The organism is Microbispora sp. GKU 823 (assembly GCF_002027145.1).
Taxonomy (GTDB): domain Bacteria; phylum Actinomycetota; class Actinomycetes; order Streptosporangiales; family Streptosporangiaceae; genus Microbispora; species Microbispora siamensis.
Window position 1 is genome coordinate 42,359 of record NZ_MWJN01000033.1, and the last position, 24,810, is coordinate 67,168.

Sequence of the window (24,810 nt, forward strand, 5' to 3'; positions counted from 1 at the left end):
CACCCTGACGGCCATGAACGACACCTCCCGCAAATGGGGCACGCTGGCCGTCGCGTGCGCGGCCGTGCTCCTGCTGTCCCTCGACCTCACCGTGCTGCACCTCGCCCTGCCGAAGCTGGGCGAGGACCTCGCGCCCTCGGCCACCCAGATGCTGTGGATCGCCGACATCTACGGCTTCGCGCTGGCCGCGCTGCTGGTCACGATGGGCAACCTCGGCGACCGGATCGGGCGCAGGCGGCTGCTGCTCGCCGGCCTGGCTGCCTTCGGTGCGGCCTCGGCCCTGACGGCGTACGCGCCGAACGCCCCGCTGCTGATCGCCGCCCGGGCCCTGCTCGGGGTCGCCGGGGCCACCATCATGCCTTCGACGCTGTCGCTGGTCCGCAACGTGTTCACCGACCCGAAGCAGCGGACCACCGCGGTCGGCATCTGGAGCAGCGTGTCGGCGGTCGGGTTCGCCCTCGGCCCCATCGTCGGCGGCCTGCTGCTCGACCACTTCTGGTGGGGCTCGGTCTTCCTGATCAATGTGCCCGTCGTCGTGGCCGTCCTGGCCGCCGGGCTCGTCGTGCTGCCCGAGTCGCGCAACCCCCGTCCCGGACGACTCGACCTCGTCAGCGTCCCGCTGTCCGCCGTGGGCGTGCTCGGCCTGATCTACGCGCTGAAGGAGGCCGCGACCGGCGGCGTCGCGCAGGCCCGCGTGATCGTCGCGGCGGTGGTCGCGGTCGCCGCGCTGGTCGTGTTCGTCCGCAGGCAGACCCGGCTGGCCGAGCCGCTGATCGACGTGGCGCTGTTCCGGCGGCGCGCGTTCGCGGCCACGGTCGGCGCCGAACTGGTCGCGGTCTTCGCGATGCTCGCCATGTCGGTGGTCTTCGCCCAGTACTTCCAGCTCGTCATGGGCTGGTCGCCGCTGACCGCCGGGCTCGCCGGCATGCCGGGCGGCCTCGCCGGGGGCCTCGGCGGCGCGCTGTCCGGGGTGCTCGTGCACCGGTGGGGCCGCGGGCCGGTCGTCAGCCTCGGACTGGTGCTGACCGCGATCGGGTTCATCCTGTTCAGCCGGATCGATACCGGGACGCCCTACCTCTACATGCTCGTCGCCATGCTCATCCAGGGCGTCGGCATGGGCTTCACGTTCGCGGTGACCGGCGACACGCTGCTCGCCTCGGTGCCCAAGGAGCGCGCCGGCGCGGCGAGCGCGATCTCGGAGACCGCCCACGAGATGGGCGGCGCGCTCGGCATCGCCGTGCTCGGCACCGTGCTGACCAGCGCCTACCGCAACGGCCTGGTGCTTCCGCCCGGGCTGTCCCATGGCGCGGCGGCCGAGGCCCGCGACACGCTCGCGGGCGCGCTGAAGGCCGCCGCCGCACTCCCGGGCGACGCCGCGGGGGCCGTCGCCCGGGCCGCGCGGCAGGCGTTCATCGAGGGCATCCACGTCACCGTGCTGACCGGCGCGGCGATCCTGCTCGTGCTCGCGGTCGCCGTGCCGTTCGCGCTGCGCGGCGTGCCCAAGGTGATCCCGGAGACCGTGGACGAGCCCGAGCCGGCCCCGGTCAAGTGATCCCCGGTCATGTGACCTGGGACAGCCAGCGGTCGTGGGCGCCGCCGAACGGGCCGGTACGCGCGCCCACGGCCTCCATCAGCCAGGCGGCCGACCGCTCCGCCTGACGGATGATCTCCTCCGGGTACGCGTACCGCACCTGATGCTCGGCGAACTCGTCCTCGTCGTCCAGGATCAGCCGGCCGTCGCGCATCCGGAGCACGTCGAGATCGAGATCGACCATCGTGATCCGGGCGTCGCCGCGCACGGGGACCGTCGTGATGTCACAGTAGATCTCCGCCTTGCGCGGCGGCGCGTTGAACGCCGCCGTCCACCACGCGTCGCGGGGAAACAGGATGACGGACGCGAACTCGAAGACCGTCGGGGGCTCGTGCCCCCGCTGGGCGATCATCCCGGAGGGACAGCCGACCCAGACTCCGTGCTCGTCCTCGCCCAGCACGCGCGCGTGGTGGTGCCAGTGCAGCGATCCGCCGTACTTGCGGTAGATGATCCTCACCTCGGACACGGGCGGGACGCTACGCCACGCCCGTCTCCGAGTACAACGGGATTGTTCCCTAGACCTCGACGACCACCGGGATGATCATCGGGCGACGCCGGTAGGTGTCGCTCACCCAGCGGCCCACCGTACGCCGGATGGTCCGGCGGATCTGCATCTCATCGGCCACCCCCGACGCGGCGACCTCCTGCAGCGCGGCCTCGATCTGCGGGACGACCGCGTCGAACGCGTCGGGGTCGATGCCCGAACCGCGGGCGGTGATCTCCGGTCCGCCGGTGAGCTTCCCGGTGGTGGAGTCCACCACCACGACGATGGAGATGAACCCCTCGTCGCCCAGGATCCGCCGGTCCTTGAGCGCCACGTCGGTGATGTCGCCCACCGAGGTGCCGTCCACGAAGACGTACCCGCACGGGACCGCGCCGGTGATCCTCGCCTGGCCGTCGACGAGGTCCACGACCACGCCGTCCTCGGCGATCACGATGTTCTCCGTGGGCACGCCGGTCAGCTCGGCCAGCCGGGCGTGCGCCCGCAGGTGCCGCCACTCCCCGTGCACGGGCATGAAGTTGGACGGCTTGGTGAGGTTGAGCACGTACAGCAGCTCGCCCGCGGCGGCGTGGCCGGAGACGTGCACCCGCGCGTTGCCCTTGTGGACCACGCGCGCGCCCCAGCGGTTGAGGCCGTTGATGACCTTGCTGACCGCCGTCTCGTTGCCCGGCACGAGCGACGAGGCGAGCAGGACCGTGTCGCCCTCGGCGATCCTGATGGGGTGGTCGCGGTTGGCCATGCGCGACAGCGCCGCCATGGGCTCGCCCTGGGAGCCGGTGCAGATCAGCACCACGTCCTCCGGCGGCCACTCCTCGATCTCCCGGGAGTCCACGAGCAGGCCCCCGGGCACCTTCAGGTAGCCGAGTTCGCGCGCCACGCCCATGTTGCGCACCATCGACCTGCCGATGAGCGCGACCTTGCGGCCGTGCTTCTCGGCCGCGTCCATGATCTGCTGGACGCGGTGGATGTGCGAGGCGAAGCTCGCCACGATGATCCGCTTGGACGCGCTGCGGAAGACGTCGTCGATGACCGGCGCGATCTCCCGCTCGCTGGTGACGAAGCCCGGCACCTCCGAGTTGGTGGAGTCGGACATCAGCAGGTCGACGCCCTCGGCCCCGAGCCGGGCGAACGCCCCGAGGTCGGTCAGCCGCCCGTCCAGCGGAAGCTGGTCCATCTTGAAGTCGCCGGTGTGCAGGACGAGGCCCGCCGGGGTGCGGATCGCCACGGCCAGCGCGTCGGGGATCGAGTGGTTGACCGAGACGAACTCGCACTCGAACGGCCCGAACGAGCGCCGCTCGCCCTCGATCACCTCGACCTTGACCGGCTGCATCCGGTGCTCGGTCAGCTTGCTCTCGATGAGCCCGAGCGTCAGCCGCGAGCCGACGACCGGGATGTCGCGCCGCTCCCGCAGCAGGTACGGCACCGCGCCGATGTGGTCCTCGTGCGCGTGCGTGAGCACGAGCGCCTCGATGTCGTCGAGCCGCCCCCGTATGTAGTCGAAGTCGGGCAGGATGAGATCGACGCCCGGCTGGTCGGGCTCGGGGAACAGCACGCCGCAGTCCACCACGAGCAGACGGCCGTCGTACTCGAAGACCGCCATGTTGCGGCCGATCTCGCCGAGACCCCCCAGCGCGACGATGCGCAGGCCGTTCTCCGGCAGCGGCGGGGGTGGCCCGAGTTCGGGATGCGGGTGACTCATTCCGCGCCCTCCGCCCCGCGCTCGTCCTGGGGTCCCTCGCAGTGCGCGCTCACGCGCGGTTCCCTATCGTCGTTTCTTCTGTTCAACTCGCTCATTCGGCTCCATCTGTTGATCTAATCCGCAAGCTTGAGGCCCCCCGTGATGAGGTCCTCCCGAAGCGCTGTGATCTGCTCCTCCGTGGCGTCCACGAGCGGCGGCCGGACGTACCCGGCGTCCTGGCCCACCAGCTTCAACGCCGCCTTGACCATGATCGCCCCCTGGGTGCGCGTCATGATCGCCGAGACCACCGGAAGGAGCTGACGGTGGAGGGCCAGTGCGTTCTCGACGTCACCGGACCGGTAGGAGTCGGCCATCGAGGCCAGCTCGGCGCCCACCACGTGGCCCACCACGCTGACGTACCCCGCCGCGCCGACCGAGAGCCACGGCAGGTTCAGCAGGTCGTCGCCGGAGTAGAAGACGAGGTCGGTGGAGGCCATCACCTGCGAGCCCGCGAACAGGTCGCCCTTGGCGTCCTTGACGGCGGCGATGCGCGGATGCTCGGCCAGCCGGAACAGGGTCTCGATCGTGATGGGCACCCCGGCGCGGCCGGGAATGTCGTACAGCATCACCGGAAGGCCGGTCGCGTCCGCGACGGCGGTGAAGTGCCGGAGCAGACCCTCCTGCGGCGGTTTGTTGTAGTAAGGGGTCACCACCAGGAGACCGTGCGCGCCCGCGCGTTCTGCGGCCTTGGCCAGCTCCACACTGTGCCGCGTGTCGTTGGTGCCGGCGCCGGCCACGACGGTGGCCCGGTCGCCCACGGCCTCGACGACCGCGCGGAGGATGCGGTCCTTCTCCTCGTCGGAGGTGGTGGGGGACTCCCCCGTGGTGCCGCTGACCACCAGACCGTCGTTGCGCTGCTCGTCCACGAGATAGGCGGCGAGCCGCTGGACGCCCTCGTAGTCGACGGCGCCGTCAGAGGTGAACGGCGTGACCATCGCGGTCAGCGTGCGGCCGAAGGGGGCGTCGGAGGTTCCAGTAGGCGATGCCATAGACCGAACGGTACCCGGATCCGCAGGAGTGATGGACCTCGCCACCCCGTTATGTCCAGTACCGCCCCGCGGGCGCCGCCGACAGCGGAAGAGGCCGCCGATATGTGCTCGGGGGTACACACATCAGCGACCTCTAACCGGGAATCGCCGCTCCTTACGCGGACGTTACACACCGCTGGCGAAATTTTTCCGGAACGCCGCGAACAGCGGCTTCTGCACCCCTGGGGTGCGGATCAGTGGACCTCCCCCGAGAGGAGCCTCACCCACAGCTCCTCCATCCGCGCGGCGACGAGCCGCTCGGTCTCGCGGATCTCCACCTTCTTGCCCCGTGTCGTCCGCCGGATGAACAGCAGCCCGCCCGCCGCGCACAGCTCGTAGATCGTCGCCTTGCACTCACACGTGTGGCGGCGCACCGTACGCGATCGCTGCGGTTGGTGGGCTTCATCCAGTTGATCCTCCTGTGCCCGTCTCTGGGAGGGCTGGCATGGATGCCGTGATAGGGCGGCGGGAGGGGAATATCAGCACCTGGCCGCTTAGCGGCACAATCACCCATTAGCAGCCCTTTCACCAGGCAAAGTTGGAGTCACAGGCCATCTCCGTCACTCTCGGTCGCCCGGCGAATACGCCAAGATTTGGAGGACCCGTCACCCCCTCAGGGATGGATTGATGGCAAACTCTGATCCGGTCTACCTGCGCGTAGTCGAGGACATTCGCCGCCAGATCGTCGACGGCACGCTCCCCCCGGGCGCACCGATCCCCTCGCGGCACCAGATCACCCGGAAGTACAGCGTCGGAGAGACGGCCGCCCGCCACGCGCTGCGCGTGCTCGCCCAGGAGGGCCTCATCATCGGCCGGGTGGGCTCCGGGCACCGGGTGCGGGAGAAACCGATCCTGCTCCCGCTCCACCGCAGCCGCCTCCCCGAACCGCACGCCGCCTTCGCCAGCGACATGCAGGCGGGCGGGCGACAACCGAGCTGGAGCTGGCGCAGCGAACTCGCCGACGCCCCTCCCGACATCGCCCACCGGTTGCGCGTCGGAGAATGCAGCCCGGTGATCAGGACCCGCTACGTCTTCCGCGGGGACGGCCGCCCGGTGCAGCTGCTCACCTCGTACGAACCGGTCGAGCCAGGGCAGAGCCAGGCGCCCGAGGAGGGCACGTACGAACGCAGGAGCGCGGCCTTCCGGCTCGCGGCGAGCGGCCTGCCGCTCACCGAGATCAGCGAGACCGTGCTCATCCGTGTCCCCCAGCCGACCGAGAGCGACCTGCTCGAGCTGCCCGCCGGCGTCCAGGTGCTCCAGATCGAGCGCACGTACTGGGCCGGGGAGCGCCCGGTGGAGACCAGCGACGCCGTGGTGCCCGGCGACCGATTCCGGCTGGTCTACGGCATTCCCAGCCCCCTCTGACTGTCGGTGCCCACTGGTACAACCGATCCGGATCCCCCATCCGGAGGTGCCGATGCGCGTCAAGGACATGCCCCTGGCCGACCAGCCGCGTGAGCGGCTCCTGGCGTCAGGAGCCGCGGCGCTCGCCGACAGGGAGCTGCTCGCCCTGCTGCTCGGCTCGGGCAGCAGGGGCGTGAGCGCCGTCGAACTCGCCTCCCAGGTCATCGCCCACTGCGGCGACCTCGGCGAGCTGGCCCGCTCCGAGGCCCATCGGCTGCTCGCCGTCCCCGGCGTGGGCCCCGCCAAGGCCGCCCGTGTGGCGGCCGCGTTCCATCTCGTACGGCGGGCCCAGGCGGAGCCGGAGCGAAGCCGGATCACCTGCTCGGCCGACATCGCTTCGGCTGCCGCTCCCCTGCTGCACGGGCAGCCGCGCGAGCGGCTGGTCGTGGTCGTCTGCGACGGCCGCGGCGCCGTGCTGCGCAGGACCGTGGTCACCGAGGGCGGCAGCGACCACACCCCCGCGCCCGTCCGCGACATCGTCACGACCGTCCTCCTCTCCGGCGGGGCCGCCTTCGGCCTCGCCCACAACCACCCGAGCGGATCGCTCGACCCCAGCCCCGCCGACGTCGAGGTCACGGCCCGCCTCCACGAGGCCGCCGACACCGTCGGCCTCCGCTTCCTCGACCACGTGATCGTCACCGACACCGCCTGGCGCCGTGTCCCTTGGCCTCCTCCCGAGAATGCATAGTTGCATAGTACGTCTAGTTGTATCGCCTTGCCCAGGACAAAACACAACGCCTAATCAGACATAGCCATACAGACGCCCTCGTAATGGGTCGTCTAGGCTTCGGGCGTGCTCGACCACGACGGTGACACGCATCTGTACGTGCAGATTGCCGAGATCATCCGGCAACAGATCCAGCGAGGCGACCTCCCGCCTGGACACCCCATTCCGAGCGAGGCCGCCATCCAGAGCGAGTTCGGCGTGGCCCGGACCACGGCACGGCGCGCCTTCCACATGCTGCGGGAAGAAGGCCTGATCTACACGGTGCAGGGCGAGGACACGTTTGTGACCTCACCGGACACCGGGCCGCGAGAGCCGCGGAAGATCCCGATGTACCGGAAGATCGCAGACGACATCATCGAAGGGATTCGCAACGGCGACCTGCGACCGCGTCGTCCCATACCGAGCGAGACGGCGCTGGTCCAGAAGTACGAGGTGGCACGCGAGACGGTACGCAGGGCGATCGGACGTCTCCGCGAGCAGGGCTGGATCTACACCGTCCCCCAACGAGGGAGTTTCGTCTCACCAGAGGACAAGTGGCCGATGGATTAGCGATTTCCGTCGTCTAGTCGTCTGGGTCGGTCTACGGTCGATCCATGCTTGACCGTGATGGACCGGTACCCGTTTACAAGCAGATCGCCGAACTCATCCACGAACAGATCCGGCGGGGCGAGCTGGTCGACGGTGATGTCATCCCAAGTGAGGCCGAAATGGAGGCCGAGTACGGAGTGGCCCGTCTGACGGCACGGCGAGCCGCCCGGGAACTGAGGGAGCTCGGCCTCGTACATACCGTTCAGGGCGAAGGCACCTTTGTAGGAGACGGCACCACATACCGCCCTCGGCGTAAACAGCTCCTACGCGAGCTGATCGCCCAGGAGATCGCGGAGCGGATCCACCGCCGGGAACTGAAATCGAATCGGCCGATCCCAAGCGAGAAGTCACTCATGCAGCAGTACGGCGTGGCCAAGATGACCGTACGACAGGCCGTCGGACTCCTTCGAGACCAGGGCTACGTCTTCACCGTCCCCCATCGCGGTTCCTATGTGCGCGCGCCGGAAAGCTGGCCGAAGGATGCACGTCCTCAGTTGGATGATCGCGAGGATGGAGCGATCGAACACGAGGGTCTCGAAGTGTAGTCGCGAGCGCCAGGCGACTCCCCGCTTCCTCGGCCGCGGGAGTCGCCATCGAGCCGTCTGCCCGGCAGAGGCCCATACATCGATTTACGTACGGGCATGGCCATCCGGGGGCGGATGCCGGGGCAGGCTGTGCCTGCGAGGCTCCGGGCTATGCACAGGCGAACGGCATGGGTGGTCCTCATCGTCGCGGTCATCGCGACTTCGGTGCTCGTCTATCCGTACCTGGGTCTTGATGTCGACGACAGCCGCCTCGACGTGCGCGACAGCCTCCACTACTACGTTCTGGTGGGCCATATAGGGACCGCCGCGGTCGCGCTCGTGCTCGGCTCCCTGCAGTTCATGCCCGCGGTGCGGGCGCGCAGGCGGATCCATCGGACACTCGGCCGCGTCTATCTCCTCGCCGGGGTGCTGCCGTCCGCGCTGGCCACGATCCCGGTCGCGCTGTGGTCGGGCCGCCCAATGACGCAGATCGGCCTCACGACCGCCGCCGTCCTGTGGCTGATCACCGGCGGCCTCGCGTACCGGGCCGCCCGCCGGCGCGACTTCGCCGCCCACCGCGACTGGATGACGCGCAACTACGCGCTGACGTTCCTCGCGGTGACCGCGCGCATCCTCGTGCCCCTGCTCCTGCTGGTCCAGCTCCCCTTCCGCGGGGCCGACCCGGGATCGATGGGAGAACTCGCGACCTCGATGATCCCGATCGGCCAGACGCTGGGCTGGGTCGTCAACCTGGTCGTGGTCGAGAGCGTCATCAGGAGGCGCCGACGCCTGCCCGAAGCCCGTCTGCGGGACGCATGACCTCCGGAGGCCGTCCGCGCCTACCTTCCGCCGCCGACCGGAGTCTGATCGAGCGCGGGTGTGGACGCTTCGCGCGCGGAGACGAGGACGTCGAGGATGGCGCGCGTCTGCGACCAGGGGACCGGGCTGGGAGCGCCTGCGATCATCGCGAGGAACGCCTCGATGACGCCCTCGTAGCCGAGGTCGCGGGCCGGCGTGGCACCGCCCTCGATGAGGATGGATTCGCTGCCGTCGCGCCGGTGGAGCACGACCTCGTACGACTCCCCCTCCGACGCGCCGAGGACCTCGACCGTTCCCGGGATGCCGTTCGCCCAGCGCATCGCGAGCACGCCCGTGTCCTCCGATCTCAGCCCCTCGTACGCGCGGATCGACCCGGCGGCGCCCACGAGCCGGACGTCGGGGCCGAGCAGCGCGACGAGCAACTCCACCCCGTGCAGGCCCATGGTCACCAGCGTCCCGCCGCCCTCACCGGGAGTGTCCTGCCAGGGGTTGTAGCCCGTGGCCCACAGGCCCACGTCGTGGCGTACGGTCGCCCGCACCGCGAGCACCTCGGCGAGGTCGGCCTTGGCGCTGGTGAACCGCGGGGCGAAGCGCAGCACAGACGTGGACATGACCCGGTCGGCGACCGGCGTGACCAGCCGGTCCACCGCGTCGAGCTGGGCGCGCGTGGCCGCGGCCGGTTTGTTGACGAAGCAGGGCGCGTCCGTGGCGAGCACGGCCGCGAGCGCCTCGGGCACCTGGGGCCCCGGCACGGTCAGCACGACGCCGTCCGGGCGGGTGGCGAGCAGGCCCGTCAGGCTGCCCGCCACCGTCGCCCGCGGGTGCTCGTCCGTGAACACCCGCAGGCGCTCGGGATCGGGCTCCCAGACCGCCAGGTCGGCGTGGCGCCCGAGGCTGCGGGCGTCGGCGTACGGATGGCTGGTGGCCAGACCGGCGAGGGCGACGAGCACGGGACTCAGGATAGAGGACGTGTTACGACCGGTATCGGGTGGTTTCAGGCGGGCTTTCGCGGGACGTAACGGCGGAGTGTTTCGCCGATCTTGTAGTAGAAGTTGCCGTCGGCGTCGGTGGCGAGGCCATCCATGCCCTTCTCGGTGTGGAGGATGGTCAGCGCCTTCGTCGGCTTGTCGATCCTGAAGATCTGGTCGCCGATCGAGCCGTAGACGTGGCCGGTGTACTTGAAGACCTTGGTGCCCGTCGGGGCGCCGCCGAGCGCGACCAGGGTGCCCCCCGCCCAGCCGTAGCCGGTGACGTCCATGCCCGGGCGGGCGCTCAACCTTGCCGGCCGGTGCGGGGATCCCGGCCGCCGCCAGCTCGGGCGCGTCGCCACCGGGGCACACGAGGGGAACAACCACCAGGAGTGGCCCTCGGGGCGCGGCGGCAGCACCCCCGGAATGCTCCGCGACGTTCAAGCCACCCCGGCAGGAGAGCTGGAGCTGGTGTTCGCCGCCGATCTGACCCTCGGCGCGATCACTTGGTGGCTGGAGCACGACCGTTCCCTGCCCGCCCGCGAGATGGCCGAGGCGGTCGTCCGCTTCGCCACCCAGGGCTACTTCGGCGCCCTGGGCCTCGACGTGCTCCTGCCCGAAACCTGACCTACCGACAGGCTCAGCCGATGAGGGCCATCGCCTTGTCGCTCAGGCCCGCCGGGGCGGTCTTCGGGTTGCCGGCCGCGAAGGGCGGCTGCGGGTCGTACTCGATCGCGAGCTGCACGGCCTGCGCCGTCTCCTCGTCCCGCGTGGTGGCCAGCAGGGTCAGGGCCATGTCGATGCCGGAGGACACCCCCGCCGCCGTCACGACCTTGCCGTCGATCACCACGCGCTCGCTGACCGGCTCGGCGCCGAATCCGGCGAGCTGGTCGAGCCACCCCCAGTGGGTCGTCGCCCTGCGGCCCTTCAACAGCCCCGCCGCGCCCAGCAGGAACGAGCCGCTGCACACCGAGGTCGTCCACCGGGTGCGCTCGTGGGCCCGTGTGATCCAGCCCAGCAGCTCCGCGTCGGACAGCGCCTGGATCGTCCCGGGTCCTCCGGGCACGACGACCACGTCCGGCGCGGGCAGGTCCTCGTACGACGCGGTGGCCGCGAGGCTGAGGCTCCCCCGGTCGTCGAGCACCGGCCCGGGCTCGGCCGCGACGAACGTGACAGTGCAGCCCGGCGCGAAGGCCAGCACCGTGTACGGCCCGACGGCGTCGAGCGCGGTGAACCGGGGATAGAGGGGGATGGCGATGTTCATGATCTGCTGCTTTCCTTCGATCGGAACCGGCGGCGGTAGTCGCCGGGTGAGACGCGCCAGTGGCGGCGGAAGACCCGGTAGAGGGTCTCGGGGGCACCGAGTCCCGACTCCCTGGCCACCCTGTCCAGGGGGTGGCCGGTGGTCTCCAGCAGCCGCCGGGCGGCGTCGGCCCTGCTGCGTTCGACATACCTGCCGGGTGAGACTCCGGTCTGCTCGGTGAAGACGCGGGAGAAGTGCCGCTCGCTCATCCCCGCCCGCCGGGCGAGCGCGGACACGCTCAGGTCCTCGGCCGGGTTGGCGTCGATGAACGCCTGGATCTCGCGCAGCGGCTCGGCTCGTGGGACGGCGGCCCGCATGGGGGCGCTGAACTGGCTCTGCCCGCCCGGACGGTGCAGGTACACCACGAGTCCGCGGGCGACGTTCCGGGCGAGCGTGTGGCCGTGGTCGTCGGCCACGAGCGCCAGAGCGAGATCCACGCCCGAGCTGACCCCGGCCGAGGTCCAGACGTCCCCGTCGCGGATGTAGATGGGATCGGCGTCCACCTCGACGTCCGGATAGCGGTCGGCCATCTCGCGGGCGACCAGCCAGTGGGTGGTCGCGCGCCTGCCGCCCAGCAGCCCGACCTCCGCGAGGAGGAAGCTCCCGTTGCAGACGGAGGCGACGCGCCGGGCCACGGCCGCCAGCCGGGCGATGCCCGCGACCAGCTCACGATCGCGCAGGTGTCCCGGCACCGACAGCCCGCCCACGACCAGCAGCGTGTCGATCGGCCCCGCGACCTCGCCCAGCGGAGTCTCCACGAGGGTCGTGATCCCGTTCTGCGCCGGTACGGCCCCGGCGCGCACGGCCGTCACCTCGACCCGGTAGCCGGGCTCGGGCACGAGCAGATTCGCCGTGGTGAAGACGTCGGCCGGTCCGGCGAGGTCGAACATCTGGAAGCCATCGAAGATCACGATGACCACGCGTCGCTGCATGCCCTCAATGCTTCCGAGCATGGCTTCATGGCGTCAACGACACGGATATTGCACATTACGCCATGAGCGCGAGCATCAGCCCGGACGGACGCCCGGCGACGAAGCGCTTGTTAGATTTGAACCAGGTCTCTGCGGCGCCGCCGATGCCGAGCGCCAAGGAGGTGGCCAGGACGATGCCGAGCGCTCGAGAACTCAAAGACAGGCTCTTCACCGCGATCAACAGTCACGACCTCTACGACGTGCTGGACTGTTACGCGCCCAATGCCGTGTATGTCAGCCCGGCGGGCATCGCGGAGGGCCGTGAGCAGATCGCCTGGACCTACGAGGACCTCTGCAAGGTCTTCCCCGACATCTGCTACACCGCCTGGTACAAGGCCCCCTGTGAGGACCCCGCCTTCACCGAGTACACGATGACCGGCACGCACATGGGCCCGCTCCTGCTGCCGGACGGCCGAGTGGCAGCCCCAACGGGCCGTCGTATAACGGTCCGGGGTAGCTGTGCCTGCGCGGTCGAGAACGGCAAGATCATTACTGATCGGGACTACTACGACCAACTGGAGCTCTACTCCCAGCTCGGCATCCGCCTCGAACCGCCGCCGGCCCCCTGATGTGGGCCGGCCGTCGTACGGCCTCAGGCGCCCAGTAGCTGGGCCACGACGACGACGTTGCCGTACAGGTCGGCGAAGTGCAGGGAGCGACTGTCGGGGTCCTCGCGTTCGTCCCAGACCCGTACGCCGTGGTCGCGCAGCCGCTTGGCGACCACGGCGAGGTCGGCGGTGTAGAGGACGAGCAGCGGCTGCCGCCGGTCTGCCGGCCGACGAGCTCGCGCTGCCGCTCGGAGGTGATCGGCATCAGCCACAGCCCCACCCCCTCCTGTCCGGGCAGGCCGATGTGCAGGAAGCGGTAGCCGCCCGCCACGTAGTCGTGCAGGACGGCGAAGCCGAGGACGTCGCGGTAGAAGGCCAGCGCCTCGTCGGGGTCGTCGACGAGCACCACCATGCGGCCGATCGCGGAGAAGAGAGCGTCATCCGTGGTCATGGGCCGGACCCTAACTCGCGCCCCCGACATTTCAGTGTCGCTCGCAGAGCCGATCAGGCCTTGGACGGATCTTTAGCGAGCTCACTCCTCGCCGGAGAACCTCTCCCAGGCGGACTGGCGGGTCATGCCGAGCGCGGCGCCGATCCTGGCCCAGGTGGCGCCCCGGTCGCGCGCCCGCTGCACCCACACCCGCAGGCTGTCCTCGACCTGCGCGCTCACCTCGGCGACGCGCGGAAGGAGCTCCAGGATCTGCTCGACGGTCATGCTCTCGGTGTAGGAGATCTCCGGAGTCCCGACGGACTCCGCCGCCAGGATCTCGGCGCAGAGCCCGACACACTCGTTGCAGATGTAGACGCCGGGGCCGGCGATCACCTTGGCCACCTCGGTCTTGGACTTCGAGCAGAACGAGCAGCGGATGTCCTGTTCCGCCAGAGAAGGAGCCGGCATGTCGCCTCCAGGGGATGTCTTGTCAGGCTGTCCTTGACACTCAACGGCAAGACTAGACCGTCAGGAGCAGCCTGACAATGGATCATCCGGAAAGCGGGCTTTCCCGCGCCCTATGGCTCAGCCCTTGGGGCCGAAGGCGTGCGGGACCTCTCCCTTACGGCCGCAGCGCGGGCAGGGCCGGTATCGCCCGGACCACCAGGTGGCCTTGAGCGTGCCGCTCCCCTTGCACTTGGGGCATTTGGACAGGTAGTTGCGTACGTAGTCGGAGACGAGCCAGATGCCGAAGAAGGCTCCGGCGAGGACGAGAACGGTCTGGGAATCCACCATGGCTCCGTAGTCGGGGGACAGATCGGCGACGAACGCATCGCCGTACGGAAGCCGGTCGCGCGGGGGCGCGGTCACCGTCACTCACCGGCCGGGCGAGCCCGTGCGGGAGGCGGGCACGGGTCGTCACCCGCACCGAAGGTGCGCGCGTGGCCTGCGAGGGGACGCGCATCACTGCCTCCGTGAACACTGGTCGCACGGGAGGACGCCGCACGGCCTCCGGCCGGTGACAGCCGGGGGCCGTTTCGTTGGAGTCACAGGACCCTGGGTCGCGGCGGCCCTCAGACCCGCTCGGGCTGGAGTTCCGCCGCCTGCTCCACACCCGTCCGAGGCCGGCGCAGGACGACGTACGCGGCCACGAGGGCGCTGACCAGCAGAACCAGGGAGACCGTGAAGGCCAGCCGGTAGCCGCCGGTCAGCGCGACCGCCTCGCTCGCCCCGCCCGCCAGCAGCCCCTCCGTACGGGAGGCGGCCAGCGTGGACAGCAGCGCGACGCCGGCGGCCATGCCGACCTGCTGGGTCGTGTTGAAGAACCCCGAGACCAGGCCCGCGTCGTCGGGGCGGGCGTCGGACATGCCGAGCGTGGTCAGCGCCGGGAGCACCAGGCCGCCGCCCATGATGAGCACCATCACGGGGAGCAGGTCGGTCACGTAGCGGGCGTCGACCGGGACGCGGGTGAGCCAGGCCATCGCGCCGATCAGGAGCACCAGGCCGCCCAGCAGCACGGCGCGCGCGCCGAAGCGGGTGCTCAGCCGCGGGGACACGAACAGCGACACCCCGGCGATGGCCAGCGCCGCCGGGAGCATGGCCAGACCGGTGTCGAGCGCGCCATAGCGGAGCACCTGCTGCATGAACAGCGCCACCATGACCTGGAAGGCGAACATCGCGCCCAGGGTCAGGACCTGCACCAGGTTGGCCCCGGCGACGGCGCGCGAGCGGAGGATCCGCAGCGGCATGAGCGGGGTCCTGGCGGTCGCCTGGCGGACGAGGAACGCACCCAGCAGCACGAGCGACACCGCGCCGAACCACAGGGAGCGCAGGCCGTACCGCTCGATCTGGACCACGGCGTAGATGCCCAGCATGAGACCGGCCGTGACCAGCAGGGCGCCCAAGGCGTCCGCGCCCGCCGACAGGCCGAGCCCCCGCTCGGCGGGCAGCGCCCGGACCGCCAGCGCGATCGTGACCACGCCGATCGGCACGTTGATGAGGAAGATGTAGTTCCACCCCAGCGCGTCGGTGAGGATCCCGCCGAGCACCTGGCCCAGCGACGCCCCGGCGGCGCCGGTGAAGCTGAAGACGCCGATCGCCTTCGCCCGCTCCCCCGCGTCCGTGAAGGTCGTCACCAGGATGCCGAGCACGACCGCCGAGGCCATGGCGCTGCCGACGCCCTGGAGGAACCGGGCGCCGATCAGCATCCCGGGACCGGTGGCGGCTCCGGCCAGCAGCGACGCGGCGGCGAAGACGGCGTTGCCCGCCAGGAACATGGCCCGGCGCCCGATCAGGTCGCCCAGCCGGCCGGCCAGCAGGAGCAGGCCACCGTACGCGATGAGGTAGGCGTTGACGGTCCAGCTCAGCTCGGCGGGCGCGAAGCCGAGGTCCCGCTGGATGGCGGGCATGGCCACGGTCACGATGCTGCCGTCGAGCACCGTCATCAGCATCGTGGCGGACAGCACGCCCAGCACGAGCCAACGAGATCGGGATATACGCGACATGGGTCGCCTCCTGTTCATGAGGAACAGGAACGACCGTAGCAGATAGTTCCGTTGCAGACGATCCCTTATGGACCTATCAGCCTCGCTGACGCGCCCTCCGCACCGCCTGCGGCATCTCCACCGGAGTGGCCAGATGCCCCGTGACCAGCCGGTTGAGCGCACGCACGAGCACCTCCGCCTCCTCCTCCGGCAGCGACCCGAGAGCGGCCCGATGGACCCCGTCAACGATCTCCTGGCTCCGCTTCGCGACCTCCGCGCCCTTCTCCGTGACCGCGACGATCCGGGCGCGCCGGTCGGTGCTGGACGGCCGGCGCTCGGCGAGGCCGGCCTTCTCCAACGCGTCGATCGTGACCACCATCGTGGTCTTGTCCATGTCGCGAGCTCGGCGAGCTGGATCTGCGTACGCTCCTCCTCCAGGGCGTGGACGAGCACGCAGTGCATGCGGGCCGTCAGGCCGATCTCGGCGAGGGCCGCCGCCATCTGCGTTCGCAGCACGTGGCCGGTGTGGTCGAGCAGGAAGGACAGGTCGGGCTCGTCACGCGAGGGTGCCATGGCGGTCATGCACCCAGGCTATCAATTCGTCCGCTTGCGGATTATCTTCAAAAGACCTTGCCGGCAACCGCCAAAAGTCACAGTGTCCGCAGGGCCGCCTCGATCGACGCCTGACTCGCCGGGACGAGCGGGAGCCGTACGGCGGCGGTGGGAATGCGGCCCCGCGCGTGCAGGACGCCCTTCAGGACGGTCGGGTTGGGCTCCGCGAACATGGCCGCCGACATGAGCGACAGACGGTGACCGAGGGCACGGGCGTGCTCGACGTCTCCGGCCCGCCACGCCTGGACGAGCTCGGCGAATTCGCCGGTGCGCAGGTGGGCGGAGGCGAGGATGCCGCCGGAGGCGCCCAGGGCGAGCAGTGCGGACAGGAACGGGTCGTCCCCGGCCAGCACCGCGAAGTCCTCCGGCGGATCGGCAAGCAGGGCGACCGTGTCGAGGTCGACGCCGCCGACCGCGTGCTTGACCCCGGCCACCATGGGCAGCTCGCCCAGCCGCCGCAGCGTGGCCGCGCCCACCGACTGCCCGTCCGGTAGGGGATGTTGTAGACGACCAGCGGCACCGGGGTCTGCTCGGCCAGCGCGGTGAAGTGGGCGAGCACGCCGGCCTCGGACGGGCGGACGAACGCCGGAACCGTCACCAGCGCCGCGTCCGCCTCCCCCTTGAGGGCGCGCAGCGCCTCGGCCGTGCTCCGCGTGTCGGCCGACCCCGCGCCGACGGTGAGCGTGGCGCCCCGTTCGCGGCAGACGCGGCCACAGGTCTCGATCACCGCGCGCCGTTCCTCCTCGGCCAGCGTGGCGACCTCCGCGGTGGTGCCGAGCGCGACGAGCCCGGACGCGCCGTCGTCGAGCACCGCGTGGGCCAGGTCTTCGAGCGCCTCGAACGCGATCTCGCCGTCCTCGGCGAACGGGGTGATCAGCGGGACATGGATGCCGGAAAGAGTCATACCGCGATCCTTCCGGCGAGCGACCATGTAGGTCCAGTTCGCCTTTCTGTCGAAACCGTTAAGCTGAACTGATGCTCGATGTCCGCAGACCCCTTTGCACTGATGCTTGACGTACGCAGGCTCCGCCTGCTTCGTGAGCTCGCCTACCGGGGCACGATCGCCGCGGTGGCCGAGGCGCTGACGTTCACCCCCTCGGCCGTCTCCCAGCAGCTCGCCGCGCTGGAACGCGAAGCGGGGGTCGCCCTGCTGGAGCGCACCGGACGCCGGGTCGTGCTCACCCCCGCCGGGGTGGCGCTGGTGCGGCACGCGGAGGCCGTGCTCGAACGGCTGGAGCAGGCGGCGGCGGAACTCGCCGCGGCCAGGACCGACCTGTCCGGAACCAACCTGGCCGGGACCGTGCGGATCGGCGCCTTTCCCACGGCGACCCGCGCCATCCTCCCCTCGGCCCTGGCGGCGCTCGCCCGCAGTCACCCGGGCCTGGATCCGATGGTGGACGAGGTCGACCCGGCCGAGGTCGCGCCGCGCCTGCGCGCCGGTGAGCTCGACGTGGCCCTTGTACACGAGTACGACTTCGTCCCGGCCGAGCCCGACCTCGCCCTGGACGCCGTCCCTCTCCTCGACGAACCCATGTACCTGGCCACCATCCGCCCAGTCACCGGAGAGGGGGACGCGGCCACGCTCCTCGCCTGCCGCGACGCGCCGTGGATCGTCTCCACTCCGGGCACGCTCTGCCACGCGATGACCGTGCGCGCCTGCCAGGCGGCCGGTTTCTCCCCTCGCGTACGCCACCACATCGACGACTTCGCCACGGTCCTCGCGATGGTCGCCATCGGGCAGGGCGTGGCGCTCGTGCCGGAACTGGGAGCCGCCGACCCGCCCGGAGGCGTCACGCTGACCGCGCTGTCCATGCGCCGCCGCACCCGCGTCGCCTTCCGCCGGGGCGCCGGCGGTCACCCCGCCGTCGTCGCCCTGATCGCGGTCCTGCGTTCTGCCGTCGAATAGGACTCAGAAGACCGGGATGATGTCCTCCGGGTCGATGACGTCGACGTTCACGCCGTCGATGTCGAGTTCGGGGATCGCGGGGAACTCGATCCCCCACCGCTCGACGATCGCGCGTACGCGGGCCATCGCCAGCCGCCAGTTGTCGGCCTGCTCCTCGTACGACAGCACGCCGAGGCCGCCCTCCCGCGCGTGGTCCATCAGCACCCGATGGTTGTGCAGGAAGTACGGCGGGAGCTCCCAGAACCCCTCGGGCGGCTCCCACAGGATCATCGACAGGAACACGAACCCGGCGCGCAACTGCCGCGTGATCAGGCCGCGTACGTCGTCGGTGAGGCCGGGCCACTCGTTCTCCAGGATCGTCATGCAGATCTGGAGGTGCCGCGACTCGTCCCGGCCGATCTTGTGGAACATGTCCGAGAACAGCGGGTGCTCGGTGCCCGAGGCCATTCCCCGGAACAGCGTCGAGGCCGCCATCTCCCCCATCATGAAGCTCGTGAACAGCACGGCGAGCGAGTACTTGCCCACGGCCGCGTTGTAGCCGTTCCAGTAGCGCCCGCCATTGTGGTAGAGCCAGCCGATGTTGTTGTGCGCCGCGCGCTCCAGGTCGGTGGAGGGCTGCCAGTCGAGGGGACCTCCCGGCCACAGCCGCGCGATCGTACGCTGACAGCACTCCTCGTGGTTCATCTCGTCACGGGTGATCGAGAAGAAGCACTTGCGGACGGGATCCTCCTCGTGCTTCTCGAACGCCTGGATTGTGGCGCGGGCGAAGACCGCCGGCCCCGAGGCGTCGAAGTTGGCCAGCACGGAGAACCAGTACATGATCCCCAGCCGCTGCTCGGCCGTGAAGTCCCCGGGGTCGAGCAGGTCCCACGGCAGGTCGGCGGGGTTCCAGACCATGCGCTTGGACTTCTCGTAGATCGCCGCGAGCTTCTCGGTCTCCACCCGCCACTCCATCGGGTAGATGTTGGGCTGCGGGATCTCGGGAGCCGGCCAGAAGCCACCCTCAGGAACCACGACGTCCGACATCGCCTCACCATCCCGCGTGCGTGTGACCCGCCTCACCTTGTAACACCGTCAGCCTCATCCTGCGCCGTGCCGTCACACCAATCAAGTGCCCACACCGCGCCGCCCGCGGCTGGCTTGCGTGACCGCCACGCACACGAGCACGGCCAGGGCCGCCGTGATCGTCGCGACGCCGATCTCCTCGTGCAGCAGCAGCCAGGCCCACACCAGCGTGATCAGCGGCTGGGCGAGCTGGATCTGCCCGGCACGGGCGATCCCGCCCATCGCGAGCCCGGCGTACCACGGGATGAAGCCGAGGAACATCGACACCAGCCCGACGTACGCGAACCCGGCCAGCGACTCGGGCGAAGGCTCCATGGGCGTGGTGACCGCCAGCACCGCCGTCACGGGCACGGTGAGCGGGGCCGCGAGCACCAGGGCGTACGAGATGACCCGCCAGCCGGGCGTCTCCCTGGCCAGGCGCCCGCCCTCGGTGTAGCCGACGGCGGCCGACAGCAGGGCGAGCACGAGCAGCACGTCGGCCCCGGCGAAGCGGCCGGTCCCCCGGGTCAGCGTGAACACGGTGATCGACAGCGCGCCGGCCGCGCAGGCCACCCAGAACAGGGGTCTCGGCCGCTCCCCCGCCCGCAGCACGGCGAACGCGGCCGTGGCGGCCGGGAGCAGGCCGATGACGACGGCCGAGTGGGCCGTGCTCGCGCCGCCGTCCAGGGCCAGGCCGCTGAACAGCGGGAAGCCGAGGACCACGCCCAGCGCGATCATCGCGTACGACCGCAGGTGGGCGCGGGGCGGCAGGAGCGGCGCCCCTGCGGCCTTGAGGCAGATCACCGCGGCGAGCGCCGCGAGCGCCGCGCGCCCGATCGCGACCAGGTACGGATCGAACCCCCGCATCGCGAACACGGTCGCGGGAAACGACCCCGAGAACGACAGGACACCCGCGCCCGCCAGGAGGCTGCCCCGCCATGCCAGGCGGCGAGGGGCATCCGCGGCGGGGGTGTCCGCTATCGGGAGGATGTCGATAGCGCTATCGTCAGCTTTCATGCACGACGATAGCAGTATCGCCCGTCTCGCCGCGATACTCCGGGAGGAGACGGAACGGTCGCGGCCGGGCGAACGCCTGCCGTCCAGCAGGGAGATCATGCGCCGCCACGGCGTGGGCCCGGTGACGGTCTCGCGGGCGATCGCGCAGCTCGCGGCGGAGGGGCGCGTCGTCACCCGTCCCGGCGCGGGCGTGTTCGTGGCCCCGGCCCGGCGGCCGGTCGCGGAGACGCCCGACCTGTCGTGGCAGACCGTGGCCCTGGGCGACCGGGTGGTGGACGACTCGGCGACGGCGAGCCTGCTGGCCCAGCCGCCCGACGGCGTCGTGCCGCTCACCGGCGGCTATCTCAACCCCGAGTTGCGCCCGGTGAAGGCGCTGGCCGCGGCGGCGGCGAGAGCCGTACGCCGGCCGGAGACGTGGAGCATGCCCCCGCTGAACGGCCTGCCGGAGCTGCGCCGGTGGTTCGCCACCGAGGTCGGCGGCGCGGTGACGCAGAACGACGTGCTCGTGGTGAGCGGCGGGCAGTCGGCGCTCACCCTCGCGTTCCGCGCGCTGGCGGCTCCCGGCTCGCCGATCCTCGTCGAGACCCCGACCTACCCGGGAGCGCTCGCGGCGGCCAGGGCGGCAGGACTGCGGGCGAGCGCGGTGCCGATCGACCGGGACGGCGTACTGCCGACCTGCTGGCGGAGGCGTTCGCGATGACGGGGGCGCGGGTGTTCTACTGCCAGCCGACCCTGCACAACCCCACGGGGGCGACGCTGACCCGCGAGCGCAGGGAGCAGGTGCTCGCCGTGGCCCGGGCGGCGGGGGCGTTCGTGATCGAGGACGACTACTCGCGATATCTGGCCACAGGACCCGTCCCGCCGCCCATGGTGGCCATGGACGCCCACGGCACGGTGGTCCACATCCTGTCGCTGAGCAAGATCACCTCACCCAGTCTGCGGGTGGCGGGCCTGACCGCGCGGGGCCCGGCCGCCCACCGGCTGCGGGCCTGCCAGGTGGTGGAGTCGTTCTTCGTCGCCCGGCCCCTGCAGGAGACGGCCGTCGAGTTCGTCGGCTCCACCGCCTGGCGGCGCCACCTCGGCACCGTCCGCCAGGAGATCGGCGTACGGCAGGCCGCGCTGCTGGCGGGGCTCGCCCGCCACGCGCCCGCCGCCGAGGTGCACCTGGCGCCTCCCGGCGGCCTGCACGTCTGGGTACGGCTGCCGCCCGGCGCCGACGAGGCGGAGGTGGCCGAGGCGGCCCAGGCGCGGGGCGTGCTGGTGAGCCCGGGGCGCATCTACTACCCCTCCGAGCCCCCGGGGCCGCGGCTGCGGCTGACCCACACGGCCACGACCGGCCTGGCCGAGCTGGAAGAGGGCATCCGCCGCCTCGCTCCGATCCTGTCCCGTCAGTCACATGAGTCCCAGCAGTGAACCTTCGCCCCGGTTGAACCGTCTTTCCTCTGTCGCCCTTCATCCCCCCTTCACAGAGGAGACATTGTGCGCATCCGTTCACTGCTGATCGCGTTATGCGCCGTGCTCGCGTCAGCCGGCCTGCTCGCCGTCCCGTTCGCCGCCGAGGCCGCCTCCGCCGGGGCCTCCTCCGCCTCGGCGGGCTGTTACCGCCAGGTCGGGGATCACTGGGAATGCGTCACTCCCGGCGCGTTCTGCCCGGCGGCGGCCCACGGCAGGAACGGAACCTCGGAGGACGGCGACTCCTACCGGTGTGTGCAGGACGGCTCCTCCTGGCGGTGGAAGCCGGCCGGCTCGTCGGGCGGCTCGGCACCGGAGCCGACGGCCAAGCCGACCCCCAAGCCGACACCGACTTCGAAGCCCACACCGACCCCCAAGCCCACGGCGACTTCGAAGCCGACGGGGGCGAAGTGCTCCCGGAGCTACCTGCCGCTGCCGGACCCGAAGTGCCAGCCGGGGGCGCGTAACCCCGCCGTCACCCAGGAGACGATCAAGTCGACGATCTGCGCGCCCGGCTACGGTAGGAAGGTGGCGCCTCCGGCGAGCTACACCAACGCCCTGCGCGTCACGCAGATCGCCCAGTACGGCTACGCGGACAGGAAGCCGTCGCACTACAAGGAGGACCACCTCATCCCGCTGTCCCTGGGCGGGTCGCCGAAGAGCGTGAAGAACCTGTGGCCCCAGCCGGTTCTCGCGGGCAAGGGGAAGACCCCGGCCGACAAGGACGCGGTCGAGCTCACTCTGTGGCGGGCCGTGTGCCACGGCGAGGTGCCGCTCGCCAAGGCGCAGCAGGCTGTCGCCAAGAACTGGCGGACCGCCGTGCGGCGGCTCGGACTCTAGGCCTCGGATCCAACACCAGCGAAACACTTGCGATGGTGTTGGTATTTCGCGACCTCCGACTGTCGTACAGTGGTCACGAGGGGTGATCGATCATGACGGGCCCGGCGGAGCAGCTCCGCGACTTCGTGAACACCTACGACGTCGAGGGAGACGCCGACGAGCTGGCCTCGCCGGCCGAGCTGTCCGTCTGGCTGCGCGAACGCGGGCTGATCGGCGACGACGACCGCGCCGCCGACGAGGACCTCGCGGTGGCGACCCAGCTGCGCGAAGGACTGCGGGCCGCGCTGCGCCGCAACCACGACGGGGGTCCGTACGAGGTTCCGGAGGGGCTGGACGCGGCGCTGGCGGGACTGCCGGTTCGCGTGACGCTCTCGGCGGGGACGCCGGCGCTCGAGCCCGTGGGGTCCGGAGTGGCGGGCGGGCTCGCGCGGCTCGCCGCGCTGATCCCGGCCGCCCACGCCGACGGCACCTGGCCACGGCTGAAGGTCTGCGCCGAGAGCACCTGTCAATGGGCGTTCATCGACTCCTCGAAAAACCGGTCTCGCTCCTGGTGCTCCATGCGCGTCTGCGGAAACCGCACAAAAACCCGGGCATATCGGGCACGACGCCAGGCGGAAGGTACGCCGAGGCCCTCCTGACCAGTACGGTGTTACAGGCTAAGAAAGGAGCCCGCCGAATGGGTGTTAGAGCTGCCCGCCTCGAGGACGTCGACGCGGTGACCAGCACCCAGATCCGGGCGTGGAAGGCGGTTTATCGCGACTTCCTGCCACCGATCCCGTTGGAGCAGATGACTGGGCCGGCGGCGGAGAAGATGTGGCGCCGCCAGTGGGAGGAGGCGATCCTCTCGCCGCCCACGCCGCGTCACCGCCTGCTCGTCGCCGTCGAGCGGGTGGTGCCCGACACCGACGCGTTCACCGCGCTCGGCCCCGGCGGCATCCTGGCGACCGCGGCGCAGCGTGCCTCCGACCGGGTCGTGGGGCTGGCGTCGCACGGACCCGCCGAGGACCCCGATCTTCACCCGGCCACGACGGCCGAGTTGATGACGTTGCTCGTCGATCCCAACCACATCAGGCGCGGACACGGCAGCAGGCTGCTCAACGCGACCGTCGACCATCTGCGCGAGGACGGCTACAACACGGTCGTCACCTGGGTCTTCGCCGACAACCACCCGATGATCGGCTTCCTGGAGTCGGCCGGCTGGGGCGAGGACGAGGCCGAGCGCGTCCTCGACATGGGCCGCCCGATCAGGATGATCCGCCTCACCACCGACATCAGCTGAGTCCGCACCGGACCACGATCCACGCCTCCCTTCCCGCCCGTCCGTACGGCTTTCGCCCCCGGCGGTGTCGCCTCCGCCAACCCCGCTGTCACGAGAAGACGGGGGATTGGCCAAACTAGGTACGCCTTCACCGGCTACGCACAGGTAGGAAAAGGGAGTCACGTGGCCACCCCAGCTCAATGGTTAGCGGGCGCACGCCCCCGTACGCTGCCCGCCGCCGTCGTCCCGGTCGCCGTCGGCACCGGAGCCGCCGTCGCGGAGGACGGCGCGGTCTGGTGGCGAGCGCTGCTCGCGCTGTTCGTCGCGCTGGCGCTGCAGGTCGGCGTCAACTACGCCAACGACTACAGCGACGGCGTGAAGGGCACCGACAAGGACCGGGTGGGGCCCCTGCGGCTGGTCGGCTCGGGCGTCGCGGCCCCGAAGCAGGTGCTCGCGGCCGCCCTCGGCTGCTTCCTCGCCGCCGCCGTCGCCGGGCTCGTCCTGGTGGTGGCCACCCGCGCCTGGTGGCTGCTGCTCGTCGGCCTCGCGTCGATCCTGGCCGCCTGGTTCTACACCGGAGGCTCCCGCCCGTACGGCTACCGCGCGCTCGGGGAGATCTCGGTCTTCGTGTTCTTCGGCCTCGTGGCCGTCGCCGGGACGACGTACGTCCAGGTGGAGCGGCTGACCTGGCTCTCGCTGGCCGCGGCCGTGCCCGTCGGGCTGCTGGCCTGCGCGCTGCTCATGGTCAACAACCTCCGCGACATCGTGACCGACGGCCCCTCCGGCAAGCGCACGCTCGCCGTGGTGCTGGGTGACAGCCGCACGCGCCTGGCCTACTCGGCGACCCTGGTGCTGCCCTTCGTGTTCGCGCTCGCCCTGGTGCCGGTGCGGCCCTTCGCCGCGCTGACCGTGCTGGCGCTCCCCCTCGTGGTGGCCCCGATCAGGACGGTCCGCTCGGGGGCGACCGGTCCCGCGCTGATCGCGACGCTCCAGCAGACCGGCCGCCTGCAACTCGTCTTCGGCGCCCTGTTCACCCTCGGCCTGGCCCTGTTCTGAC

Annotated in this window: 32 protein-coding genes and 2 pseudogenes; 16 read left to right on the forward strand and 18 right to left on the reverse strand. The window is 70.9% G+C overall.

The features are described 5' to 3' along the window. Positions 1-13: 13 nt before the first annotated feature. Positions 14-1,552, forward strand: a complete 1,539-nt coding sequence (locus B1L11_RS19045) for a DHA2 family efflux MFS transporter permease subunit (RefSeq protein WP_079315771.1) — start codon at positions 14-16, stop codon at positions 1,550-1,552. A 7-nt stretch (positions 1,553-1,559) separates the two neighbouring features. On the opposite strand, the gene B1L11_RS19050 is transcribed toward B1L11_RS19045, so the two are convergent. The 4 genes from B1L11_RS19050 to B1L11_RS51205 all read right to left on the reverse strand — a co-directional run bounded on the left by B1L11_RS19050 (position 1,560) and on the right by B1L11_RS51205 (position 5,233). Then, complete coding sequence (locus B1L11_RS19050; RefSeq protein WP_179155218.1) at positions 1,560-2,057, reverse strand: DUF402 domain-containing protein; 498 nt, start codon at positions 2,055-2,057, stop codon at positions 1,560-1,562. A 49-nt stretch (positions 2,058-2,106) separates the two neighbouring features. After that, complete coding sequence (locus tag B1L11_RS19055; protein ID WP_079315736.1) at positions 2,107-3,792, reverse strand: ribonuclease J; 1,686 nt, start codon at positions 3,790-3,792, stop codon at positions 2,107-2,109. 113 nt (positions 3,793-3,905) lie between these two features. Continuing rightward, complete coding sequence (dapA, locus tag B1L11_RS19060; RefSeq protein WP_079315737.1) at positions 3,906-4,820, reverse strand: 4-hydroxy-tetrahydrodipicolinate synthase; 915 nt, start codon at positions 4,818-4,820, stop codon at positions 3,906-3,908. A 233-nt stretch (positions 4,821-5,053) separates the two neighbouring features. Further along, positions 5,054-5,233, reverse strand: a complete 180-nt coding sequence (locus B1L11_RS51205) for a hypothetical protein (RefSeq protein ID WP_256862689.1) — start codon at positions 5,231-5,233, stop codon at positions 5,054-5,056. A 253-nt stretch (positions 5,234-5,486) separates the two neighbouring features. Between B1L11_RS51205 and B1L11_RS19070 the strand changes: the two genes are divergently transcribed. From B1L11_RS19070 to B1L11_RS19090, 5 genes are all read left to right on the forward strand, one after another. Then, positions 5,487-6,224 (forward strand): GntR family transcriptional regulator, encoded by a 738-nt coding sequence (locus B1L11_RS19070; RefSeq protein WP_079315738.1) that lies wholly within the window; start codon positions 5,487-5,489, stop codon positions 6,222-6,224. A 52-nt stretch (positions 6,225-6,276) separates the two neighbouring features. Next, a complete protein-coding gene (locus B1L11_RS19075; RefSeq protein WP_079315739.1) occupies positions 6,277-6,951 on the forward strand; it encodes a RadC family protein in 675 nt (224 codons plus the stop codon). Positions 6,952-7,056: 105 nt separating this feature from the next. Continuing rightward, a complete protein-coding gene (locus B1L11_RS19080) occupies positions 7,057-7,539 on the forward strand; it encodes a GntR family transcriptional regulator (protein ID WP_079315740.1) in 483 nt (160 codons plus the stop codon). 44 nt (positions 7,540-7,583) lie between these two features. Next, positions 7,584-8,123 carry a GntR family transcriptional regulator gene (locus B1L11_RS19085; protein WP_079315741.1) on the forward strand — a complete coding sequence of 180 codons (540 nt, stop codon included), beginning with the start codon at positions 7,584-7,586 and terminating at the stop codon, positions 8,121-8,123. A gap of 150 nt (positions 8,124-8,273) precedes the next feature. Next, on the forward strand, positions 8,274-8,921 hold the full coding sequence (locus B1L11_RS19090) for a DUF2306 domain-containing protein (protein ID WP_079315742.1): 648 nt from the start codon (positions 8,274-8,276) through the stop codon (positions 8,919-8,921). A 20-nt stretch (positions 8,922-8,941) separates the two neighbouring features. Here B1L11_RS19090 and B1L11_RS19095 read toward each other — a convergent pair whose 3' ends face one another. Both B1L11_RS19095 and B1L11_RS19100 read right to left on the reverse strand, forming a co-directional pair. Next, entirely contained in the window at positions 8,942-9,871 is a 930-nt protein-coding gene (locus B1L11_RS19095) for a Gfo/Idh/MocA family protein (protein ID WP_079315743.1), read from the reverse strand. Positions 9,872-9,915: 44 nt separating this feature from the next. Continuing rightward, on the reverse strand, positions 9,916-10,179 hold the full coding sequence (locus tag B1L11_RS19100; RefSeq protein ID WP_079315744.1) for a hypothetical protein: 264 nt from the start codon (positions 10,177-10,179) through the stop codon (positions 9,916-9,918). Between B1L11_RS19100 and B1L11_RS19105 the strand changes: the two genes are divergently transcribed. Further along, entirely contained in the window at positions 10,169-10,516 is a 348-nt protein-coding gene (locus B1L11_RS19105; protein ID WP_143737377.1) for a hypothetical protein, read from the forward strand. The two genes, B1L11_RS19100 and B1L11_RS19105, sit on opposite strands and share 11 nt — an antisense overlap. Positions 10,517-10,529: 13 nt before the next feature. Here B1L11_RS19105 and B1L11_RS19110 read toward each other — a convergent pair whose 3' ends face one another. Genes B1L11_RS19110 through B1L11_RS46940 form a run of 3 tightly spaced genes read right to left on the reverse strand, consistent with a single transcriptional unit; the run spans position 10,530 to position 12,320 of the window. Next, the gene (locus B1L11_RS19110; protein WP_079315746.1) at positions 10,530-11,153 is read right to left on the reverse strand and encodes a DJ-1/PfpI family protein; all 624 of its coding nucleotides are present in this window, start codon (positions 11,151-11,153) and stop codon (positions 10,530-10,532) included. Further along, a complete protein-coding gene (locus B1L11_RS19115) occupies positions 11,150-12,124 on the reverse strand; it encodes a GlxA family transcriptional regulator (RefSeq protein ID WP_079315773.1) in 975 nt (324 codons plus the stop codon). The genes B1L11_RS19110 and B1L11_RS19115 overlap by 4 nt, the downstream gene beginning before the upstream one ends. A 55-nt stretch (positions 12,125-12,179) precedes the next feature. Beyond that, a complete protein-coding gene (locus B1L11_RS46940; RefSeq protein WP_179155219.1) occupies positions 12,180-12,320 on the reverse strand; it encodes a hypothetical protein in 141 nt (46 codons plus the stop codon). Between B1L11_RS46940 and B1L11_RS19120 the strand changes: the two genes are divergently transcribed. Then, positions 12,298-12,732 carry an ester cyclase gene (locus B1L11_RS19120; protein WP_079315774.1) on the forward strand — a complete coding sequence of 145 codons (435 nt, stop codon included), beginning with the start codon at positions 12,298-12,300 and terminating at the stop codon, positions 12,730-12,732. The genes B1L11_RS46940 and B1L11_RS19120 overlap by 23 nt on opposite strands. Before the next feature lie 23 nt (positions 12,733-12,755). On the opposite strand, the gene B1L11_RS51210 is transcribed toward B1L11_RS19120, so the two are convergent. The 6 genes and pseudogenes from B1L11_RS51210 to B1L11_RS51220 all read right to left on the reverse strand — a co-directional run bounded on the left by B1L11_RS51210 (position 12,756) and on the right by B1L11_RS51220 (position 16,018). Then, positions 12,756-12,983: a VOC family protein gene (locus tag B1L11_RS51210; protein ID WP_256862690.1), complete on the reverse strand. Its 228-nt coding sequence runs from the start codon at positions 12,981-12,983 to the stop codon at positions 12,756-12,758. A 50-nt stretch (positions 12,984-13,033) separates the two neighbouring features. Then, positions 13,034-13,192, reverse strand: a pseudogene (locus B1L11_RS54940) (VOC family protein); the annotation flags it as partial. A gap of 51 nt (positions 13,193-13,243) precedes the next feature. Further along, the gene (locus B1L11_RS54945; RefSeq protein WP_079315748.1) at positions 13,244-13,609 is read right to left on the reverse strand and encodes a ClpX C4-type zinc finger protein; all 366 of its coding nucleotides are present in this window, start codon (positions 13,607-13,609) and stop codon (positions 13,244-13,246) included. 117 nt (positions 13,610-13,726) lie between these two features. Next, a complete protein-coding gene (locus tag B1L11_RS19135; RefSeq protein WP_079315749.1) occupies positions 13,727-14,011 on the reverse strand; it encodes a hypothetical protein in 285 nt (94 codons plus the stop codon). 203 nt (positions 14,012-14,214) lie between these two features. Then, positions 14,215-15,645 carry an MFS transporter gene (locus tag B1L11_RS19140; protein ID WP_218671191.1) on the reverse strand — a complete coding sequence of 477 codons (1,431 nt, stop codon included), beginning with the start codon at positions 15,643-15,645 and terminating at the stop codon, positions 14,215-14,217. A 76-nt stretch (positions 15,646-15,721) separates the two neighbouring features. Further along, a complete protein-coding gene (locus B1L11_RS51220; protein WP_256862691.1) occupies positions 15,722-16,018 on the reverse strand; it encodes a MarR family winged helix-turn-helix transcriptional regulator in 297 nt (98 codons plus the stop codon). A 47-nt stretch (positions 16,019-16,065) separates the two neighbouring features. On the opposite strand from B1L11_RS51220, the gene B1L11_RS54950 reads away from it, so the two are divergent. Continuing rightward, positions 16,066-16,311 carry a hypothetical protein gene (locus B1L11_RS54950; protein ID WP_372974697.1) on the forward strand — a complete coding sequence of 82 codons (246 nt, stop codon included), beginning with the start codon at positions 16,066-16,068 and terminating at the stop codon, positions 16,309-16,311. Here the strand turns inward: B1L11_RS54950 and B1L11_RS54955 are convergent. Continuing rightward, positions 16,275-17,167 (reverse strand): annotated as a pseudogene (locus B1L11_RS54955) (4-hydroxy-tetrahydrodipicolinate synthase). The gene B1L11_RS54950 and the pseudogene B1L11_RS54955 sit on opposite strands and share 37 nt — an antisense overlap. Before the next feature lie 75 nt (positions 17,168-17,242). Between B1L11_RS54955 and B1L11_RS19155 the strand changes: the two are divergent. Continuing rightward, positions 17,243-18,142 carry a LysR family transcriptional regulator gene (locus B1L11_RS19155; protein WP_079315751.1) on the forward strand — a complete coding sequence of 300 codons (900 nt, stop codon included), beginning with the start codon at positions 17,243-17,245 and terminating at the stop codon, positions 18,140-18,142. Positions 18,143-18,145: 3 nt separating this feature from the next. On the opposite strand, the gene B1L11_RS19160 is transcribed toward B1L11_RS19155, so the two are convergent. Next, complete coding sequence (locus tag B1L11_RS19160) at positions 18,146-19,168, reverse strand: hypothetical protein (protein WP_079315752.1); 1,023 nt, start codon at positions 19,166-19,168, stop codon at positions 18,146-18,148. Between the two features lie 81 nt (positions 19,169-19,249). Beyond that, the gene (locus B1L11_RS19165; RefSeq protein WP_079315753.1) at positions 19,250-20,203 is read right to left on the reverse strand and encodes a DMT family transporter; all 954 of its coding nucleotides are present in this window, start codon (positions 20,201-20,203) and stop codon (positions 19,250-19,252) included. On the opposite strand from B1L11_RS19165, the gene B1L11_RS54070 reads away from it, so the two are divergent. The 6 genes from B1L11_RS54070 (at position 20,202) to B1L11_RS19190 (ending at position 24,809) form a co-directional block, all read left to right on the forward strand. After that, a complete protein-coding gene (locus B1L11_RS54070) occupies positions 20,202-20,903 on the forward strand; it encodes an aminotransferase class I/II-fold pyridoxal phosphate-dependent enzyme (RefSeq protein WP_306291677.1) in 702 nt (233 codons plus the stop codon). The genes B1L11_RS19165 and B1L11_RS54070 overlap by 2 nt on opposite strands. Then, the gene (locus tag B1L11_RS54075) at positions 20,900-21,616 is read left to right on the forward strand and encodes an aminotransferase class I/II-fold pyridoxal phosphate-dependent enzyme (RefSeq protein ID WP_306291678.1); all 717 of its coding nucleotides are present in this window, start codon (positions 20,900-20,902) and stop codon (positions 21,614-21,616) included. Before B1L11_RS54070 ends, B1L11_RS54075 begins: the two co-directional genes overlap by 4 nt. Positions 21,617-21,682: 66 nt before the next feature. After that, positions 21,683-22,495, forward strand: a complete 813-nt coding sequence (locus B1L11_RS19175) for a hypothetical protein (protein ID WP_079315754.1) — start codon at positions 21,683-21,685, stop codon at positions 22,493-22,495. Between the two features lie 92 nt (positions 22,496-22,587). Beyond that, positions 22,588-23,133: a CGNR zinc finger domain-containing protein gene (locus tag B1L11_RS19180; protein ID WP_079315755.1), complete on the forward strand. Its 546-nt coding sequence runs from the start codon at positions 22,588-22,590 to the stop codon at positions 23,131-23,133. A gap of 38 nt (positions 23,134-23,171) precedes the next feature. Beyond that, positions 23,172-23,774, forward strand: a complete 603-nt coding sequence (locus B1L11_RS19185) for a GNAT family N-acetyltransferase (protein ID WP_030510708.1) — start codon at positions 23,172-23,174, stop codon at positions 23,772-23,774. A 162-nt stretch (positions 23,775-23,936) separates the two neighbouring features. Beyond that, complete coding sequence (locus B1L11_RS19190; protein WP_079315756.1) at positions 23,937-24,809, forward strand: 1,4-dihydroxy-2-naphthoate polyprenyltransferase; 873 nt, start codon at positions 23,937-23,939, stop codon at positions 24,807-24,809. The last annotated feature ends 1 nt before the right edge of the window (position 24,810 follow it).